Raw genomic sequence first — 17,733 nt, 5'->3', positions numbered from 1 at the left:
CGAATCGCTGAGATCAGCATACATTCAACCTACGAAACTAACTTTCATTCAATGAACGAGCGAGAGAAACGTCATGACAGACACCGCCCTGAGCACGAGCGTCGACTGGCTCGGTCTTGACGGATCGCGCGTGCTCGTCGCCGGCGCCGGCGGCATCGGCGGAGCGTGCGCCCTCGCCTACGCCCATGCCGGCGCCTCGGTCGCCGTCGTCGACCGCGACCAGCGCGCGCTCGAGGCCATCGGGGATGAACTGGCTGCTCTCGGCACACGGCACGAGCTCATCCAGGCTGACCTCACCGAGCATGGATCGGGCGACCGCGTGGTCACGGAGGTCATAGAGCGGCTCGGCGGGCTCGACGTCCTGCTGCACGCCGTCGGCATCAACGATCGCCGGCCCATCCTCGAATTCACCGAGGACGAGTGGGACCACATCCTGCGGGTCAACCTCTCGTCCCTCTTCGGTCTCGCCCAGTCCGCGGGGCGCCACATGGTCGCCCAGGGGCATGGCCGCGTGCTCGCACTGTCGAGCGTCTCGGGGCTGCTCGCCCACCACTCGCACGGCCCGTACGCCGCCTCCAAGGGCGGCATCAATCAGCTTCTGCGGGTCATGGCACGCGAATGGGCCTCCTCGGGCGTGACCGTGAACGCCCTGGCTCCCGGCTACATCGAAACGCCGCTCACCGCCGGCGAGCTCGCGAAGCCCGGCAAGCGCGCAGACCTCGAGAGCCTGGTGCCCGCCGGGCGCCTCGGCACCCCCGACGAACTGACCGGTCCCGCGCTGTTCCTGTCGTCACGCCACGCCGGCTTCATCACCGGCCACGTGATGTACATAGACGGTGGCCGGACTCTGGTCTGAGACTCGAACGACGATAGGAGAGACACATGTCGCAGATCTTCCCCCGCTTCGCGGGCAAGACCGTGCTCGTCACGGGCGCCGGCACCGGCTTCGGGGCCGAGATCGCCGTGCGCGCCGCGCAGGAGGGCGCCAAGGTCGCCGTGCACTACCGCTCGTCGAAGGCGGGCGCAGAGGCCACGCTCGAGCGCATCCGCGAAGCCGGCAGCGACGGCATCCTGGTGCAGGCCGACATCGGCTCGTGGGCTGAGATCAAGCGCATGGCCGATGAAGTGTGGGCGGCGTTCAGCACGCTCGATGTGCTCGTCAACAACGTCGGCGACGTCTCGAGCGAGCAGATGAACTGGGACGAGCTCACGCAGGAGGCGCTCGACGCGGTCATCGACATCGACGTCAAGGGCACGCTGCTCATGACCCACGAGTTCGGCGAGCGGATGCTGGCGCAGGGCCACGGCAGCATCGTGCAGGTGGGCTCGACCGTCATCGTGCGCGGCTCCGCTCGTGCGCCGCAGTACGCGGCCGCCAAGTACGCGATCCTCGGCATCACCAAGTCCTACGCCAAGGCGTTCGCCCCCGCCGTGCGCGTGAACACGTTCGCACCCGGCTTCATGGAGACCGAGCGGCTCCTGAACCGTGAGGACTGGAAGAGCGGCCGCCGCGAGGTGCTGCTCTCGCAGACGCCGATGGGCGTCATCCCGCCGCCCGAATTCGTGGCAGGCGCGTGCCTGTGGCTCGCGACCGACGAGGCGGCGCACCTGACCGGCGGCTACATGCTCGCCGACGGCGGCTTCAACATGGTCGGCGCCTGAGCGCCTGCCCGACATCTAGGAGACAGAAGATATGAAGCTCATCACCTTCGACGACGGTCGCGTCGGCCGGCTCGAACTCGAGGAGAACCTCGTCATCGAACTCGACGTGCCCTCGACCCGCACGTACTTCGAACTCGAGGGCAAGGTCGCCGAGACCGGCGAGCGCCTCGCCTACAGCGACGTGCGCCTGCGCGCTCCCATCGTGCCCAAGAAGTTCTTCCACACCGCCGGCAACTTCGCGGCCCACCACGAAGAGCTCGAGAAGGTCAATTGGTCGCACCCCGTGCACAAGGGGATCGTGTTCTTCCAGAACGTCGACGCGATCATCGGCCCGGACGACGAGATCGTCTACCCCGACCACCTGACCCGCGAGATGGACTACGAGCTCGAGATGCTCGCCGTCATCGGCAAGCCGGGCAAGTTCTTCAGCCCCGAGGACGCGGTCGAGCACATCGCCGGGTTCACGATCTTCAACGACATCAGCGCGCGCGACATCCAGCGCAAGGAGATGGAGTCGGGCGTCTTCTCGTTCTCGAAGGCGATCGACACGTTCTGCCCGATCGGCCCTTACATCGTGACGATCGACGAGGTGCCGGACTACCAGAACCTCGCGATGGAGCTTCGCGTCAACGGAGATGTCCGTCAGAAGGGCAACACCAACGAGATGGTCGTCACGCTGCCGCACCTCATCTCGTACCACTCGCCGCAGACCTTCAGCGCGGGCGACCTCATCAGCACCGGCACCATCCGCGGGGTCGCGGCGATCCAGGAGAACCCGTTCGACTTCTACCTGAAGCCCGGCGACGTCGTCGAAGCCGAGATCCAGGGTCTCGGCATCCTGCGCAACCGCGTCATCAGCTGGGAAGAGCGCTACGGCGAGCCCGCGCCCCAGCGGGTCGACTGGTGAGGATCGGCAACGTCGCCGGCCGAGCGGTCTTGGTGCTCGGCGACAACGGCGCGATCGACGTCGCCACCGCTTCGGGCGGACGCTTCGGCCCCGATCCGCAGTCGCTGTTCGACGACTGGACTGCGTTCGCGGACTGGGCGTCGACGGTTCCGGATGCTTCCCCCGAAGCATCCGTTCCCTTCGACGTCGCCGACCTCGGCGCCCCGGTCCCGTGCCCGCGCCAGGTGTTCGCGATCGGCCTGAACTATGCCGAGCACGCGGCCGAGGCCGGGTATCCGCCCGACTCGATGCCCGTGACGTTCACGAAGTTCCCGTCGTCGATCGTCGGACCCGACGCGGTCGTCGCCCTGCCCGAGGGGCACGTCGACTGGGAGGTCGAGCTCGTCGTCGTCATCGGGCGGGAGGCGCACAAGGCCACCCGCGAGACGGCGTGGGACCACGTCGCCGGCCTCACCATCGGGCAGGACCTCTCGGAGCGGATCACGCAGCTGCAGGGCTCGGCCCCGCAGTTCAGCCTCGGCAAGTCGTTCCCCGGGTTCGGCCCGACCGGCCCGTGGCTCGTGACGCCCGACGAGTTCGCCGACCGCGACGACCTCGCGATCTCATGCGCCCTGTCGGGCGAGGGGATGCAGTCCTCCCGCACGTCGATGATGCTCTACGACGTCCCCGAGCTGCTCGTGCGGCTGTCGGCGGTGTGCCCGCTGCTGCCAGGAGACATCATCTTCTCCGGCACGCCCTCGGGCATCGGCAACCGCCGCACGCCGCAGCGGTTCATCGGCCCGGACGACGTGCTCGTGAGCGAGATCGAGGGCATCGGCACGCTGACCACCCGGTTCACCGCGGGCGTGTGATGAGCGGCGCTCGCGGTCTGCGGGTCGAGTACCTGCGCGAGCCGATCGGCATCGGCGTGCGCGTGCCCCGGTTCTCGTGGCTCGTCGACCACGCGCAGGACGCCTACGAACTCGAGGTGCGCACGGGCGGTCGCCTCGTCTGGGCGAGCGGGCCCGTCGAGAGCCGCGAGACGTCCCTCCTCGAGTACGGGGGCGAGCCGCTCACCTCGAACACGCACTACACCTGGCATGTCCGCAGCCGCAGCGCCGGCGAGTGGTCGCTCTGGGCTGGGTCGACCTTCGAGACGGCACTGATGGATGCCGCGGACTGGGTTGCCGCGTGGGTCGAGCCCGACCAGCAGGACGCCGTCGTCGAACGCTGGAGCATCGTCGACTGGATCCGCGGCCTCGGTCCCGAGACCCCGCCCGAGGAGCGGCTGCGGCCCCCGCAGCTGCTGCGGCAGTCGTTCGCGGTGGGGGAGGGGCTCGTCCGCGCTCGGCTGTACGCGACGGCTCGAGGGTCGTACTCGGCGTTCGTCAACGGCGAGCGCGCCGACGACCAGGTGCTCGCGCCCGGCTCGGACGCCTACGAGCACCGCATCTCGGTGCAGTGCTACGACATCACGGCGCTCCTCGCCGAGGGCGAGAACGTGCTGGGCGTCGCGCTCGCCGACGGCTGGTGGGCGGGCCGCCTCGGACTCACCGGGTCGAGCGCGCAGTTCGGCACCCGCACGTCGGCGATCTGGCAGCTGCAGCTCGACTATGCCGACGGGGCGACCCAGGTCGTGGCATCCGGAACCGGAGTCCGCAGTGCGACCGGCCCGTGGACGTATGCCGACCTCTTCGTGGGTGAGCAGTTCGACCGACGCGCCGCCCGTGCCGGCTGGGACCGGCCCGGCTTCGACGACGGTGACTGGATGCCGGTCGCCGAGGTGGGCCGCGATCACGCTGTGCTGCGACCCTTCACCGGGGAGCCGATTCGCCGCGTGCTCGAACTGCCCGCGGTATCTGTCGTCGAGACCGCCGAGGGCGTGATCGTCGACTTCGGCCAGGTGCTCGTCGGCCGCGTGCGCCTCCGTGTCCGCGACACGGCGGTCGGCCAGCGGATCGTCATCGAGCACACCGAGACGCTCGCGGCGGACGGCTCGTGGTTCGCGAACATCGTGGGCATCAACAAGGAGCAGACCGACCTCTTCATCTCCGCGGGCGGCGACGACGAGTGGGAGCCGGAGTTCACCTTCCACGGCTTCCGGTACGCCCGGATCAGCGGGCTCTCGGGCGGTTTCCGCGCCGATGACATCGTCGCCGTGGTGATCGCGAGCGACCTCGAGCAGACCGGGTCTTTCCACTCATCCGATGCTCGCCTCAACCGCCTGCACGAAAACGTCGTGTGGAGCCAGCGCGGCAACTTCCTCTCGATCCCCACCGACTGCCCTCAGCGCGAGCGCGCAGGCTGGACCGGCGACCTCCAGGCCTTCGCAGGCGCCGCGACGAACAACGCCCAGGTCGTTCCGTTCCTCTCCCGCTGGCTCGACAACCTCCGGGCCGATCAGCTGCCTGACGGGCGCATCCCGATCTTCTCCCCGCGCTCGCCGTTCGACGCCGAAGCCGCGGCAACAGCCCGGGGCATCGGGTCGATCGTCGCGGCCGCAGGCTGGAGCGACGCGATCGCCATCGTGCCGTGGGCCCTCTACGAGCGCACCGGAGACCGCCGCGTGCTCGAGGAGAACTACGACGCGATGCTGCGCTGGATCGAGTACCAGCGTGCGGCGGCGACAGCGGAGCTGCCTCCCGAGGTCGGCGATCTGCCCCCCGAGCGCCGAGCGGCGCAGGCGCTCCTCTTCAACACCGGCGAGCACTTCGGCGACTGGCTCACTCCGTCCACGATGGAGGGCCGGCCGATCCACGAGGCGCTGGCAGTCGCGCCGGCGCTGACGAGCGAGTACCTGGCGCCGATGTTCCAGGCGCACACCCTCACGCTCGCGTCGCGCTCGGCCGAGGTTCTGGGAAGAGACCGGGATGCCGCAGCTCTCACCGACCGTGCCAGGGCGGTGCGTGCGGCCTTCGCCTCGGAGTACGTCGATGAGCACGGCGACCTGCCGGTGCGGCTGCAGGGCCTGTACGTCCTCGCGCTCGCGTTCGATATGGTGCCCGCGGCGCTTCGTGACAGGACCGCCTCCCGGCTCGTCGAGCTCATCCGCGCGCGGGGTGACCGCCTCGACACCGGGTTCCTCTCGACCCCCTATCTGCTCGACGTGCTGTGCGACCACGGCTACCCGGACGTCGCCCGCGCGCTGCTCTGGCAGTCCGAGATGCCGTCATGGCTGTACGAGGTGGATCGTGGCGCGACCACCATCTGGGAAGCGTGGGACACCATCTCGCCCGACGGGGAGATCCGAGCCATGTCGTTCAACCACTACGCGCCCGGGAGCGTCGACGACTGGCTCTACCGACGGGTCGCCGGCATCCGCTCGACTTCTCCCGGATTCCGCGCCGCGGTGATCGAGCCCGACTTCGACGCGGGCGTCGACCACGTGAAGTCCCAGGTCGGCACCCCATACGGCGACCTGGCCGTCGAGTGGCGCCGCGCAGGGGATGCGGCATCCGTGGTCGTGGATGTCCCGTTCGGAGTCACCGCGGAGCTCGCGTGGCCGGGAGGGTCGGTCGTACTGGCGCCCGGACGCAACGAGCGCGAGGTGGCCCTCGGGGCGGGGAGGCGCGCGGCGCGTTCATCGGCGTGACCGGTCGAGCGCTCCGGGCCTCGAGTAAGGGTCCAGACCGGGAATGATCAGGCTGTCGTCGCCGAGAGCTCCGGGCCTCGAGTAAGGGTCCAGACCGGGAATGATCGGGCTGTCGTCGCCGAGCGCTCCGCTGAGCCGTTGGACGAGAACGAACAGGGCGTCAGCGCGCCGCTCCTCCTCGGTTCGACGGTTGCGCCTGCCGCCGGGGAGGAAGCTCCGCATGTCCGCGGCATGCAGCTCAGCGGTGATGCTCCCCAGTGCATGCACCAAAGCGGCTCCCGAGTCGCCGACCAGCGGGCCCGCCACGCGGGTCATACCGTCTTTGGTCACGCTGGTCTCCAGCAGGGGCAGGAGTGCTTCAAGGATCAGCCGCACCGGCTCGCCCTCGACCATGGGTTCTTGTTTCGTCATGGCGGCACCGTACGAGGGAGGTCCGACACGCTCTTCGACCGGCGTCCTCTCCTCCCCAGGTGCGCTCATCACGGGCTTTCCACAGACGCCGATTTGGGCTGCTGATCTGGCCTTTGAATGTCGGTGGCCCTCACCAGGATGGAGGTATGAACAGCATCACGACAGCTCTTGAAAGGGTCGCCGACGACCTGGCAGAGCTCGTCGCGGAGGCGTTCGCCGACGATGGTCTTCGGGCCCGCGGCGATGACGAGGTGATGGAGGCGTTGGCTGCCGCGGGACGGCTCCAGCGTGCAGCCGGTGCGGTGATGAGCGAAGCGGCCGCTCATGTGCTCGAACGCGACGATCAGCGAGCTCACCCCGATCGCCTCACGACGCTGCATGGATGCCGCAACGTCAGCGAACTCCTCCAGCGAGCGACTCGCATCTCAGGTCGTGCCGCCGCGGATGTGATTGCGACAGCGAAGGCGGTGGGGCGACACGTCGCCTTGTCCACGGGCGAGTTGCTGCCGGCCGAATTCCCGCAGATGCGCGAAGCGCTCCGTGCGTGTGATGTCGGCGTGGACGGGGTGGCCGGCGTCGTCGGCGCGTTCCGCGGGTGCCTGGCCGGCGCCGCCGGGCTCCTCCCGGCCGACGATGAGCTGGCCGCGGCGGCGCGCGGCGAGGGCGCGCACAGCGCGCCGCCGGCTTCGGCGGACGAACTTCGTACGTATGCCCTCGTGTGGGCGGCGTACCTGGACCAAGACGGATCGGAACCTTCCGAGGCCCGCGCCCTCCGCAGGCGCGGCTTCACGATGGGGCGGCGCGGCGACGACGGGCTGGTGCCCGTGCGAGGCAACCTGCTTCCCGAGGTCGCGGCACAGCTGCAACTGGGGTTCGACAGCGTGCTCAACCCGAAGGTCGACGCCGCCCCGGGGCCGTGCTTCGTCGACACCGAGCCGGGCGATCCTTTCGAACCTGTCAGCAGTGCGGCGGATCTGCGGACGCACACGCAGAAGCGACACGACGCCCTGGCGGTGCTGCTCACGGTTGCTGCGGCTTCCGGCTCATTGCCGACCCTCGGCGGAGCGGCACCCACGCTGGTCGTCTCGGTGCGTGAGGAAGACCTTCAGGCCGGCCGCGGATTCGCACATCTTCCTGGCGATGATGAGCCGATCTCACTTGCTGCTGCCCGGCACATCGCCTGCACCGGCGCGGTCCAGCGGGTCGTGACCCGCGCGAGCGGCCGGATCATGTCGATCGAAACCCTCGACCGCATCTTCAACCACCATCAGCGCCGCGCCATCACTCTGCGTGACGGCGGATGCCTCATCCCCGGCTGCGACGTTCCTCCGCAGTGGTGCGAGATCCATCATGTCGAGGAGCATTCCCGGGGCGGTCCCACCCATACCGACAACGGCGTGCTGCTCTGCTGGTTCCATCATCGGACCATCGACGTCGGCGGCTGGCAGATCCGGATGATCGGCGGCGTTCCGCACGTTCGCGGCCCATCCTGGTGGGACGCCCGGATGAAGTGGCGTCCCGCGACGAAGTCGCCGACGAGGAGGAGCGACGCCATTGCGCGGCGGACGTGAATCGCGACGCGCAGAGCGGGATGCGCGCCCGCAGCCACATCCTCGGCGCTCCATCAAGCGCGCGTCGCCGTCATCCTGCGGATCAGCGCACGCCCTTCATGAGCGCGAGCACCGGCTTCACCGCGAACAGCAGCGCGATGCCGAGGCCGATCGCGATGAAGCCGAGGATCGTGAAGTACGGCACCTCGTTCGTCGGGTCGTAGAACTGCGCGAGCCAGCCGGCGATCGAAGTGCCGAGCGCCACCGACAGGAAGTACAGCGACACCATCTGGGTGTGGAAGCGCTGCGGGGCGAGCTTGGTCGTGACCGACAGCCCAGGGGGAGAGATGAACATCTCGGCGATCGTGAAGACGAAGAGGATCATCACGATCGCGAGAAGGGGCGTGGAGTTCGGAGCGCCGTTGGCCCAGGGGAGGAACAGCAGGAACGCGACGCCCATGATGATCGCGCCGAGCGAGAACTTCACCGGTGCCGAGGGCTGCCGGGGTCCGAGCTTCGTCCAGATGGCGGCGAAGACGCCCGAGAGGATGATGACGAACACGGGGTTGATCGAGTTGATCCACGAGACGGGCATCTCCCAGCCGCCGAGCGAGCGGTCGAGGCGCTGGTCGGAGTAGATCGTCAGCACGGTGAACTGCTGCTGGTAGAGCGACCAGAAGCCGACATTGACGATGAACAGCGGCAGGAAGCCGAACACGCGGGACCGGTCGTCCGAGGTGATCTCGCGCGACGAGACGATCACGAAGAAGTACGCGATGGCCGCGGCCAGCGTCGCGATGATGACGACGCCGGCGAGATTCGCGGCGTTGATGACGCCGAGCAGCACGAGCACGACGATCGCGGCGACTCCGGCGAGGCCGATGCCCACCACCGCGCCGTACCGGCTCCGGGGGAGCGGGTTGGCGACGACGCCCGCCGAGGCCGGAAGGTTCTTGCGCCCGATCGAATACTGGATGAGGCCGATGCCCATGCCCACGGCGGCGATGCCGAAGCCCCAGTGGAATCCGTACTGCTTCTGCAAGAAGCCGGTCACCAGGGGTCCGAGGAATGCGCCCAGGTTGATGCCGAGGTAGAAGATCGAGAATCCGGCGTCGCGTCGGGTGTCGCCCGCCCGGTAGAGCGTGCCGACGAGCGCCGTGGCGTTGGCCTTCAGGCCTCCCGAGCCGATCGCGACGAGGACGAGCCCGACGCCGAGTCCCCAGAGGCTGGGCAGCACGGCCAGCGCGATGTGGCCGGCCATGATGACGATCGCGCTGTAGAAGAGCACGCGCTCCGACCCGAAGAGCCGGTCGGCGAGCCAGGCCCCCAGGATCGTGCAGAGGTAGACCGTGCCGCCGTAGGCGCCGACGATGCCGGTCGCGATCCCCTGGTCGATGCCGAGGCCGCCCTCGGCGACCGAGTAATACATGTAGATGAGCAGGATGCCCTGCATGCCGTAGAAGCTGAACCGCTCCCACATCTCCACGCCGAAGATGTTCGCGAGAGCGCGCGGCTGCCCCAGGAAGCGGGTGTCGTCGCTGCCGGCGCCGGTCGTGGCCGCGGCATCGGTTCCGCTCTCCGCCGCAGCTGTCGCCGCCGCCCTCGCGCCCGCCCGGGTGCCGCTGCCCGCCTGAGCAGCCGTCGCCCCGTCCGGCGGCCCGACAGACACCTGCTCCGGAACCTCGTCCGACCCGCCGTCTGGCCCACTCGATGCGCCGCTCATGGGGTCAGGGTACTGGCACCGGATGCCGCGTCAACAGGCCGCGACGCGCTCCGTCATTCCCGCAGTGAAGGGTGCTTCTCCTGCGCGGCATGCCGCCGCGGGATGAACAGCGCCATCACGAGGGCCACGACCGCCGCGATCCCCCCGAGCACGAAGGACAGCTGGAATGCGGCGGGCGTCGGCATCGGCGTCCCTCCGACGTCGACCACGAAGGATGCCAGCACGGCGCCGATCACCGCGGCCGCGACGCTCGTGCCGAGCGAGCGGAACAGGGCGTTGAGTCCGTTGGAGGCGCCCGTCTCCGACTGCGGGACCGACCGCATGATGAGCATCGGCATCGCCGCATAGCCGAAGCCGATACCGGCGCCGATGAGGAAGTTCGCGAGGACCAGCTGCCACACCTCCGCGGAGAACAGCAGCGTGAACCCGTACGCGGCGATGAGCGAGACCGCGCCGAGGACCAGAAGCAGCTTCGGCCCCACCGTCCGGGCGAGGCGTCCGGAGAAGGGCGAGAGCACCATCATCACGATGCCCGCGGGCATGACCACGAAGCTCGCCGCCAGCAGCGACAGCCCGAATCCGCCCGCCGCCACCGGGAGTTCGAGCATCTGCGGATACGCGACGTTGGACGCGAACAGCGAGAAGCCCATCGCGACCGACGCGAGGTTGGTGAGCAGCACCGGACGCCGGGCTGCGACCCGCAGGTCGAGCAGCGGCTCGGCGATCCGCAGCTCGAACCATCCCCACAGCAGAAGCACGACGAGCCCGCCGAGCCCGAACAGCAGGACGGGCGTCGACGTCCAGCCCCAGACGTTGCCGCGAGAGACCGCGAGCAGGATGCCGAACAGGCCGACGCTGAGCCCGGCTGCGCCGACGTAGTCGAACCGACCGGCGGTGCGCAGCACGCTCACCGGCACGATCCAGAGCACCAGCGCGAAGACGACCACCCCGAGCGCGGCCGACACCCAGAACAGCGCATGCCAGTCGCTGCGCTCGGTGATGAACGCGCTGATCGGCAGGCCGAGCGCGCCGCCGACGCCGAGGGTCGCGCTGATGAGGGCGATCGCCGTGTCGACCCGGTTCTCGTGCAGCACGTCCCGCAGGATCGAGATCCCCAGCGGGACGACGCCGACCATGGCCCCCTGCAGCGTGCGCCCGACGACGACGCCGACGATCCCGGGGGACAGCGCCGCGATGACCGAGCCCGCGACCATGACCGCAAGCAGCACCAGCACGATCCGGCGCTTGCCGTACATGTCGCCGAGCCGGCCCGAGATCGGGGTGATGATCGCAGCGGCGAGCAGCGTCGAGGTGACCACCCAGGCGGTGTCCTCGCGGCTCGCGTCGAGCAGTTCGGGCAGCTTCGCCTGGATCGGCACGACGAGCGTGAACATGAACGAGGACGCGAGTCCCGCGGCGGCCAGAACCGCGATGATCGCGCCTTGCCGCGGCATCCGGGTGAGTCTTCTGCGAGCGTCCTCATCCTTCGATGCCATCCCTCCAGGCTATCGGCGGGTCGATAGAGCGGGCTCCGGATGCCGGCACCCCCGGCTCTCGCGGGCTGATGGCCGGGCGTATCGTGGGCGCATGAACGACCCCGCCGCACCGGTCACGCCACCGGGGATCGAGATCCGCTCGCTGCAGACCATCGAGGAGGTCTTCGCGGCGGCCGACGTGCTCGCTGAGGTGTGGGGCGGCGACAAGGCGGGGATGCCACCCAACCTGCTGCGCGCGCTCGCGCACTCCGGCAACTACGCCGTGGGCCTGTACGACGGCGATCGCCTGATCGGGGCCTCCGTCGCGTTCTTCGCCGCACCGGCGGCGCGTTCGATGCATTCGCACATCACGGGTGTGCTCGCCGAGTACCAGAGCCTCGGGCTCGGCCGCGTGCTCAAGCAGCACCAGCGTTCGTGGGCGTTCGCGCGCGATGTCGGGCACATCACCTGGACCTTCGACCCGCTCGTGGCGCGCAACGCGCACTTCAATCTGCGCACTCTGGGCGCGAGGGTGACCGAGTACCTCGTCAACCAGTACGGTCCCATGGACGACGGCGTGAACCGGGGCGACGAGACCGACCGGGTCATGGTCACGTGGGCTCTCGCCGCGCCGCCGGTGCCGACGCCGCCCGACGATCAGGTGGTCGCTTCGGTCGAGGTGCCGCATGACATCGAGGCACTTCGCCGAGAGTCGCCGACGGATGCCGCGGCCTGGCGCCGTCGCGTCCGCGACGAGTTCTCGGGGCACCTGGACTCAGGGCTCGCCGTGGGCGGGTTCGACGATGCGCGGGGATACCTCTTCGTCCAGCCAGACCGGCCCTGAACACGGCCGGCCCTGACCGCGCCGGGCCCAGACCGGCCCTGAACACGGCCGGCCGGCCCTGACCGCGCCGGCCCTGGCCGCGCCGGCCCAGACCGCCGGCCCTGACCGCGCCGGCCGCACCGCGGCCCGCTCGTCGCCGTCCGGGTGCCCGAACGTCGGAGAATTGCCGGAAGTTCGGCCGAATCCTGCCGAAATCTCCGACGAGCGCTCATTGATCCGACCGCGGCGGGGGCGCGGCATCCGTCGCTCATAGGATGGCGCGCATGCCCGAATACCGCGCCCACTTCGACTTCCAGCTCTCGTTCGCCAACGGAGGAGAGCTGGCCGGCACCGGCTTCCGCCTGGACGTGCCCACTCCGGATGCCGATGCCGACGCCGTGGCGACACTGCTCGTCCAGCACCTGGGCCTCGCACTCGTCGACGAGGTGGAGCTGCGTGGGCTGCGCATCGTCGAAGAGCGGCACCGGGGGAGCCGCGGCGTCGCCCGAGTCGCGGAGCCCGGCGCCGCCACGAGGGTCGTCGACCTCAGCCACCCCATCCGCGCCGGACTCGTCACCTACCCCGGGCTTCCCGCCCCGACGATCACGCCGCACCTGACCCGTGAGGACTCGCGGGCGAAGTACGCCCCCGGCACCGAGTTCGCGATGGACGTCATCACGATGATCGGCAACACCGGCACCTACCTCGACTCGCCGTTCCACCGGTACGCCCAGGGACCTGATCTCGCCGGGCTCTCGCTCGACACCCTCGTCGGCCTTCGCGCGGAGGTCTTCCACCTCGAGGATGCCTGGAGTCTGGAACGCCGCGGCATCCGGGTGGAGACCCTCGCGGACCGCGACGTGCGCGGTGCCGCCGTCCTCCTGCACACGGGCTGGGATCGCCTGTTCGGCGAGCCCGCGTACGGCAGGGGCGCGCCGTTCCTCACTGAGGCGGCCACTCGGCACCTCATCGCCGCCGGCGTCGTGCTGGTCGGCATCGACTCGCTCAACATCGACGACACCGAGTCCGGGGGCGAGCGCCCCGCGCACACGCTCCTGCTCGACGCGGGCATCCATGTCGTCGAGCACCTGACGAACCTCGGAGCGCTCCCGCCTCAGGGCGCCCGCTTCACGGCGGCGCCGCCCGCCGTCGAGCGCTTCGGGACGTTCCCCGTGCGCGCGTTCGCCGAGGTCCCCGTCTGAGGCGCAGGCTCGCTCAGCCCTCGCGCCACTCGTCGCTCTTCAAGTGGGAGCCGGCCTGCGGGCCCATCTGCAGCATCCCGCCGTCCACGGTCCAGCTCGCCCCGGTGACGTAGCTCGACGCCGGTGAGGCGAGGAACGCGATCACCTGCGCGATCTCGTCGGGCTTGCCGGGGCGGCCGAGGGGGATGCCCTCGCGACGAGTGTCCTCGGCATCCTGGGGCTCCTGGCCGGTGAGCTCGGTCGCGATCTCGCCGGGGGCGACGGCGTTGACGGTGATGCCGTGCGCCCCGAGCTCCAGGGCCATCGTCTGGACGAGCCCGCCGAGCCCGTGCTTGGCGGCGACGTAGGGCGACGAGCCGACGCGGGGCTGATGCTCGTGCACGCTCGTCACGGCGATGATCCGTCCGCCGGCCCCGGCCTTCACCATGTGCCGGGCGGCTGTCTGCATGCCCACGAAGGCGCCGTCGAGGTTGAGGGCGACCACCGAGCGCCAATCCTCGAGGCTCAGGTCGAGGATCGGACCACCGGACCCGCCGCCGGCGTTGTTCACGAACACGTCGAGCCCGTCGAGCTGGCCGATGAGGCCGTCGATCACCTCGGCGGTCCCGGCCAGGTCGGTGGCATCCAAACGGGCGACGAAGGCGTGGCGCCCGCGTTCGCGCACGCCGTCTGCCGTCTGCTGCGCACCCTCCTCGTCGGAGTGCCAGGTGATGCCGACGTCGATTCCCGCGTCGGCGAGGGCAAGCGCCGTCGCCCGGCCGATGCCCGAGTCCGAGCCGGTCACGATCGCGCGGCGAGCGAAGAAGTCCTGCGTCTTGGTCATGGCGTCGACCCTAAAGTGCAGGTGACCGTGGGCGGACGGGGGTTTACAGGCATCCGGTGAGCAGGTAGCCCGCCGCCTGCTCGACAGAGTGCCCTGTCGACGAGCGAGCATGCTCTTCGCGTCGATAACCCGCTCCCTCGGCGAGAGGGCGCACTGTCGACCAAAACCCAGAACAGAGATGAGCCGGTACCTTGGACCGCATGATCCCGCCCGACTGGACCCCGCACCGCCGCGAGGACGGGGAGCTCGTCGGGTGGATTCGTCCCGAGGGCGAGGACTGGGTCGCCCTGGATCTGCTCGGACGCGAGGCGTCGGGACCGATCGACTGGCTCGACGCCGAAGCCGTGCTCGAAGAGCGCGGGCTCTCCTGGCTCGCCGACGTCTGGATGCTCGAGCGCGACGTCGGTGAACCTGTCCGGGTCAAGCTGGTGGAGATCACGCCGGGCGGCGCCGCGGAGCCCGGCCGCGTCGTCGTGCAGACGGACGACTTCGGAGCGATCGACGTCCCGGTCCAGAAGCACCACCTCGACTGGCCGGCGCCGGCGACACTTCGACCGCGCCGGCGTGGCGACCCGTCCACGAGTCCCTTCGGCTGAGCGGAGCCATCGTCATCCGGCGTCAAGTGGACGACTCGGGGTCGCTGAGGCGCTTGACTCGACCTATGACACTGAAGGAAAACGCCGACCGACTGCTCGCGCTCCACGAAGACCAGGCTCTGCTGACCGTCGTGAACGTGTGGGATCCGATCTCGGCCCAGGTCGTGGCAGCCGAACCGGGCACGACCGCGCTCGCCACCGCGAGCCACTCGATCGCCGCCAGCTTCGGCTATGAGGACGGCGAGCGCATCCCGCTGAGTCTGCACCTCGAGGCCATCCAGCGCATCGTACAGGCGACCGATCTTCCGGTCTCGGCCGACCTCGAAGCCGGGTACGGCGACGTGGGCGAGACCATCCGCCGCGCGATCGGGGTCGGAGTCGTGGGCGCCAACATCGAGGACCAGCTCAAGCCCCTCGACGAAGCCGTGCGCGGCGTCGAGGCCGCGCTGGCGGCAGGCCAGGCGGAGGGCATCCGCTTCGTCCTCAACGCTCGCACCGATGCCTTCGTCCGCGGCGGCGACCGCACTCCCGAGGAGAATCTGCAGGATGCCGTCACCCGCGGTCAGGCATACCTCGCAGCCGGAGCGCCCGTCGTGTTCGTCCCCGGCCGGCTCGACGAGCAGCAGGTGCGCACGCTCGTGGATGCCTTCGGCCCGCAGCGGCTCTCGGTCATCGGCGTGCCCGGCTCTCTGCCGCTCGCGAAGCTCGAGGAGCTCGGCGTCGCGCGCGTCTCGTACGGGCCCTTCTCCCAGCGCGTCGCCCTGACCGCCCTTCAGGACTTCGTGCGCGACGTGCAGGCCGGCGGCGGAATCCCCGAAGGCACCCGCGCACTCAACTGATCGCCGACTGATCGCCGACTGATCGCGGGCCGGGCGGCAGGTGCGAGGGCCCGACTACCCTGAACGCATGCCCATCGCCCGGCCCGCGGCATCCGTCACCCTCGAAGGCTTCGAGCTGCGCGTGCTGCACCTCCCGCTCGTCTCGCCGTTCACCACGTCGTTCGGCACCGAGACGGTGCGCGAGGTGATCGTCGTAAGAGCCCTCACTTCGGACGGCGACGGCTGGGGCGAGATCGTCACGCAGGACGCGCCGCTGTACTCGAGCGAGTACACGCAGGGCGCGTGGGACGTCGCGACCCGCTGGCTCATCCCGGCGCTGCTCGGGCGGGGAACGGTGGCGCCGGGCGACGTGGCCGGGATCCTCCATCCCTTCGTCGGCCACCGCATGGCCAAGGCGGGCCTCGAGCTCGCGGTCCTCGATGCGGCGCTTCGTACGGAAGGCCGCTCCCTCGGTGAGCACCTCGGAGCCGTCCATGATCGAGTCCCGAGCGGGGTGAGCGTCGGCATCCAGCAGGATCCCTCAGCCCTCGTCGAGACCGTCGGCCGGTACCTCGACGAGGGGTACGTCCGCATCAAGATCAAGATCAAGCCGGGCCGCGATGTGGGCGACACCGCCGCTGTGCGCAGCGCCTTCGGCGGCATCCCCCTGCAGGTCGACGCCAACTCCGCGTACACCCTCGGCGACATCGAGACGCTGGCCGAGCTCGACCGCTTCGACCTCCTCCTCATCGAGCAGCCGCTCCAGGAGGACGACATCGTCGACCATGCGACCCTGGCCCGGCGCCTCACGACGCCCGTGTGCCTCGATGAGTCGGTCGTGTCGCTCAAGGCCGCGACCGACGCGCTCGCGCTGGGGGCGGCATCCGTCATCAACATCAAAGCCGGGCGCGTCGGGGGGTATCTTGAGGCGGTCGCCATCCATGATCTGTGCCGGGATGCCGGCATCCCGGTGTGGTGCGGAGGCATGCTCGAGACCGGCATCGGGCGTGCGGCCAACGCGGCGCTCGCGGCTCTCCCGGGCTTCACCCTGCCCGGCGATGTGTCGGCGTCCAGCCGGTTCTACCACCGTGACATCGTGACCGAGCCGGCTGTGCTCGACGACGGGCACGTGCGGGTCCCGACCGGCCCAGGCCTCGGCGTCGAGGTCGACCGTCAGGCGCTCGAGGAGTTCACGGTCGAGCGGGTGGTCGTCCGAGCATGAGCGCGCCTCGCCGGTGTGATCGACGGGCCCGAGGGGCTCGAGCGGCCCGAGGGGCTCGGCGATCGCGTGCGAAGGGCGCGGTGCTCCTGTCCTGGGGCGTGCTCGCGAGCCTCGCTCTTGCCGGATGCACCGCGGGTGCCGCGACGGATGCCGCGTCCCCGGCGTCTCCGACCGGGCTGCCGGATGGTGTGACGGTGGAGCTGCGGCAGCTGCGGTCAGACGTCGCGACGCGCCACGCCCAGGTCACCGTGACGAACGGCACAGCGGAGACGCTGACCGTGGGAACGATCGCGGTCGATGACCCGAGGTTCGACGGTCCCGCCGAGCGGGTCCACGATCGCGCGAGCCGCATCGCCGCCGGCGCGACGGTCTCGATCCCGGTGCAGCTTCCGCCGGTGACGTGCCCGGCGCCGGACGAGGCGAACGCTGAGGTGACCTTCGACTGGTCGACGGCGGACGCCTCGGGCTCGGCGACCACGGATCTTCCCGATCCGCTGTCGTTCGTCGCGCCGCTCCACGACCGGGAGTGCCGCGCGGCCGCCCTCGCCGAGGCTGCTGATGTCTCGTTCTCGTCGTTCACGCCGTCAGCTGCGGGATCGGCCGCCGATCTCACCCTGACCATCGCTCCCACCGGAAGCGGAGCGGCGGTGGTGGACGACATCCACACCACGAACCTGCTGTCGTGGGCGGACTCGCCGGGCCAGCTGTACCCGATCGACATCCGGGTGCACGAGGGCGACACGCAGGCGATCGAGGTCCACCTGCCGCTCGTTCCCCTCCGCTGCGATCCCCACGCCGTGCAGGAGGACAAGCGGGGCACCGTCTTCACGCTCGACGTGCAGGTCGAGGGAGAACCGGGCGACATCGAGATCGCCGCGACGGCAGACATGCGCGGCCGCATCCTGACCTGGGTCGCCGAGTGGTGCGGATTCGGAAGCTGACGATGCCCG

16 protein-coding genes are annotated in these 17,733 nt (G+C 69.9%); 12 read left to right on the top strand and 4 right to left on the bottom strand.

Annotation, left to right across the window (positions count from 1 at the left end):
- Positions 1 to 73: 73 nt before the first annotated feature.
- From AC1DP3_RS00800 to AC1DP3_RS00780, 5 genes are read left to right on the top strand one after another with little or no spacing between them, the layout of a single operon-like run.
- A complete protein-coding gene (locus AC1DP3_RS00800; protein WP_477290304.1) occupies positions 74 to 856 on the top strand; it encodes an SDR family NAD(P)-dependent oxidoreductase in 783 nt (260 codons plus the stop codon).
- Positions 857 to 882: 26 nt separating this feature from the next.
- Positions 883 to 1,662 carry an SDR family NAD(P)-dependent oxidoreductase gene (locus AC1DP3_RS00795; protein ID WP_477290302.1) on the top strand — a complete coding sequence of 260 codons (780 nt, stop codon included), beginning with the start codon at positions 883 to 885 and terminating at the stop codon, positions 1,660 to 1,662.
- A gap of 31 nt (positions 1,663 to 1,693) precedes the next feature.
- The gene (locus AC1DP3_RS00790) at positions 1,694 to 2,569 is read left to right on the top strand and encodes a fumarylacetoacetate hydrolase family protein (RefSeq protein WP_477290300.1); all 876 of its coding nucleotides are present in this window, start codon (positions 1,694 to 1,696) and stop codon (positions 2,567 to 2,569) included.
- Positions 2,566 to 3,420 carry a fumarylacetoacetate hydrolase family protein gene (locus AC1DP3_RS00785; protein WP_477290298.1) on the top strand — a complete coding sequence of 285 codons (855 nt, stop codon included), beginning with the start codon at positions 2,566 to 2,568 and terminating at the stop codon, positions 3,418 to 3,420. The genes AC1DP3_RS00790 and AC1DP3_RS00785 overlap by 4 nt, the downstream gene beginning before the upstream one ends.
- A complete protein-coding gene (locus tag AC1DP3_RS00780; protein WP_477290296.1) occupies positions 3,420 to 6,140 on the top strand; it encodes a family 78 glycoside hydrolase catalytic domain in 2,721 nt (906 codons plus the stop codon). The genes AC1DP3_RS00785 and AC1DP3_RS00780 overlap by 1 nt, the downstream gene beginning before the upstream one ends.
- On the opposite strand, the gene AC1DP3_RS00775 is transcribed toward AC1DP3_RS00780, so the two are convergent.
- Complete coding sequence (locus AC1DP3_RS00775) at positions 6,129 to 6,551, bottom strand: DUF222 domain-containing protein (RefSeq protein ID WP_477290294.1); 423 nt, start codon at positions 6,549 to 6,551, stop codon at positions 6,129 to 6,131. The genes AC1DP3_RS00780 and AC1DP3_RS00775 overlap by 12 nt on opposite strands.
- Before the next feature lie 146 nt (positions 6,552 to 6,697).
- Here AC1DP3_RS00775 and AC1DP3_RS00770 point away from each other — a divergent pair, with 146 nt between their 5' ends.
- Positions 6,698 to 8,122, top strand: coding sequence for an HNH endonuclease signature motif containing protein (locus AC1DP3_RS00770; protein ID WP_477290292.1), 1,425 nt, complete (start codon positions 6,698 to 6,700; stop codon positions 8,120 to 8,122).
- An 82-nt stretch (positions 8,123 to 8,204) separates the two neighbouring features.
- On the opposite strand, the gene AC1DP3_RS00765 is transcribed toward AC1DP3_RS00770, so the two are convergent.
- Positions 8,205 to 9,824: a peptide MFS transporter gene (locus AC1DP3_RS00765; protein ID WP_477290290.1), complete on the bottom strand. Its 1,620-nt coding sequence runs from the start codon at positions 9,822 to 9,824 to the stop codon at positions 8,205 to 8,207.
- A gap of 53 nt (positions 9,825 to 9,877) precedes the next feature.
- Entirely contained in the window at positions 9,878 to 11,278 is a 1,401-nt protein-coding gene (locus AC1DP3_RS00760) for an MFS transporter (protein ID WP_477290718.1), read from the bottom strand.
- Positions 11,279 to 11,411: 133 nt separating this feature from the next.
- On the opposite strand from AC1DP3_RS00760, the gene AC1DP3_RS00755 reads away from it, so the two are divergent.
- Together AC1DP3_RS00755 and AC1DP3_RS00750 are read left to right on the top strand one after the other, a co-directional pair.
- The gene (locus tag AC1DP3_RS00755; protein ID WP_477290288.1) at positions 11,412 to 12,143 is read left to right on the top strand and encodes a GNAT family N-acetyltransferase; all 732 of its coding nucleotides are present in this window, start codon (positions 11,412 to 11,414) and stop codon (positions 12,141 to 12,143) included.
- A gap of 263 nt (positions 12,144 to 12,406) precedes the next feature.
- Entirely contained in the window at positions 12,407 to 13,324 is a 918-nt protein-coding gene (locus tag AC1DP3_RS00750; protein WP_477290286.1) for a cyclase family protein, read from the top strand.
- Between the two features lie 13 nt (positions 13,325 to 13,337).
- On the opposite strand, the gene AC1DP3_RS00745 is transcribed toward AC1DP3_RS00750, so the two are convergent.
- Complete coding sequence (locus AC1DP3_RS00745; RefSeq protein WP_477290284.1) at positions 13,338 to 14,147, bottom strand: SDR family oxidoreductase; 810 nt, start codon at positions 14,145 to 14,147, stop codon at positions 13,338 to 13,340.
- A 200-nt stretch (positions 14,148 to 14,347) separates the two neighbouring features.
- Here AC1DP3_RS00745 and AC1DP3_RS00740 point away from each other — a divergent pair, with 200 nt between their 5' ends.
- The 4 genes from AC1DP3_RS00740 (at position 14,348) to AC1DP3_RS00725 (ending at position 17,724) form a co-directional block, all read left to right on the top strand.
- Positions 14,348 to 14,743 carry a hypothetical protein gene (locus AC1DP3_RS00740; RefSeq protein ID WP_477290282.1) on the top strand — a complete coding sequence of 132 codons (396 nt, stop codon included), beginning with the start codon at positions 14,348 to 14,350 and terminating at the stop codon, positions 14,741 to 14,743.
- A gap of 65 nt (positions 14,744 to 14,808) precedes the next feature.
- The gene (locus AC1DP3_RS00735) at positions 14,809 to 15,582 is read left to right on the top strand and encodes an isocitrate lyase/PEP mutase family protein (RefSeq protein WP_477290280.1); all 774 of its coding nucleotides are present in this window, start codon (positions 14,809 to 14,811) and stop codon (positions 15,580 to 15,582) included.
- A gap of 67 nt (positions 15,583 to 15,649) precedes the next feature.
- A complete protein-coding gene (menC, locus tag AC1DP3_RS00730; RefSeq protein WP_477290278.1) occupies positions 15,650 to 16,783 on the top strand; it encodes an o-succinylbenzoate synthase in 1,134 nt (377 codons plus the stop codon).
- 80 nt (positions 16,784 to 16,863) lie between these two features.
- Positions 16,864 to 17,724 (top strand): hypothetical protein, encoded by an 861-nt coding sequence (locus AC1DP3_RS00725; RefSeq protein WP_477290277.1) that lies wholly within the window; start codon positions 16,864 to 16,866, stop codon positions 17,722 to 17,724.
- The last annotated feature ends 9 nt before the right edge of the window (positions 17,725 to 17,733 follow it).

This window comes from Microbacterium sp. P5_B6, assembly GCF_056400345.1.
This window is presented reverse-complemented; position numbering and strand designations above follow the sequence as displayed.

Excerpts from the sequence above, each read along its gene's own strand:
- AC1DP3_RS00780 (WP_477290296.1), top strand. The coding sequence starts at position 3,420 with ATGAGCGGCGCTCGCGGTCTGCGGGTCGAGTACCTGCGCGAGCCGATC.
- AC1DP3_RS00740 (WP_477290282.1), top strand. The coding sequence starts at position 14,348 with ATGATCCCGCCCGACTGGACCCCGCACCGCCGCGAGGACGGGGAGCTC.
- menC (WP_477290278.1), top strand. The coding sequence starts at position 15,650 with ATGCCCATCGCCCGGCCCGCGGCATCCGTCACCCTCGAAGGCTTCGAG.
- AC1DP3_RS00755 (WP_477290288.1), top strand. The coding sequence starts at position 11,412 with ATGAACGACCCCGCCGCACCGGTCACGCCACCGGGGATCGAGATCCGC.
- AC1DP3_RS00795 (WP_477290302.1), top strand. The coding sequence starts at position 883 with ATGTCGCAGATCTTCCCCCGCTTCGCGGGCAAGACCGTGCTCGTCACG.
- AC1DP3_RS00750 (WP_477290286.1), top strand. The coding sequence starts at position 12,407 with ATGCCCGAATACCGCGCCCACTTCGACTTCCAGCTCTCGTTCGCCAAC.
- AC1DP3_RS00790 (WP_477290300.1), top strand. The coding sequence starts at position 1,694 with ATGAAGCTCATCACCTTCGACGACGGTCGCGTCGGCCGGCTCGAACTC.
- AC1DP3_RS00735 (WP_477290280.1), top strand. The coding sequence starts at position 14,809 with ATGACACTGAAGGAAAACGCCGACCGACTGCTCGCGCTCCACGAAGAC.
- AC1DP3_RS00775 (WP_477290294.1), bottom strand. The coding sequence starts at position 6,551 with ATGACGAAACAAGAACCCATGGTCGAGGGCGAGCCGGTGCGGCTGATC.
- AC1DP3_RS00770 (WP_477290292.1), top strand. The coding sequence starts at position 6,698 with ATGAACAGCATCACGACAGCTCTTGAAAGGGTCGCCGACGACCTGGCA.
- AC1DP3_RS00760 (WP_477290718.1), bottom strand. The coding sequence starts at position 11,278 with ATGCCGCGGCAAGGCGCGATCATCGCGGTTCTGGCCGCCGCGGGACTC.
- AC1DP3_RS00765 (WP_477290290.1), bottom strand. The coding sequence starts at position 9,824 with ATGAGCGGCGCATCGAGTGGGCCAGACGGCGGGTCGGACGAGGTTCCG.
- AC1DP3_RS00800 (WP_477290304.1), top strand. The coding sequence starts at position 74 with ATGACAGACACCGCCCTGAGCACGAGCGTCGACTGGCTCGGTCTTGAC.
- AC1DP3_RS00745 (WP_477290284.1), bottom strand. The coding sequence starts at position 14,147 with ATGACCAAGACGCAGGACTTCTTCGCTCGCCGCGCGATCGTGACCGGC.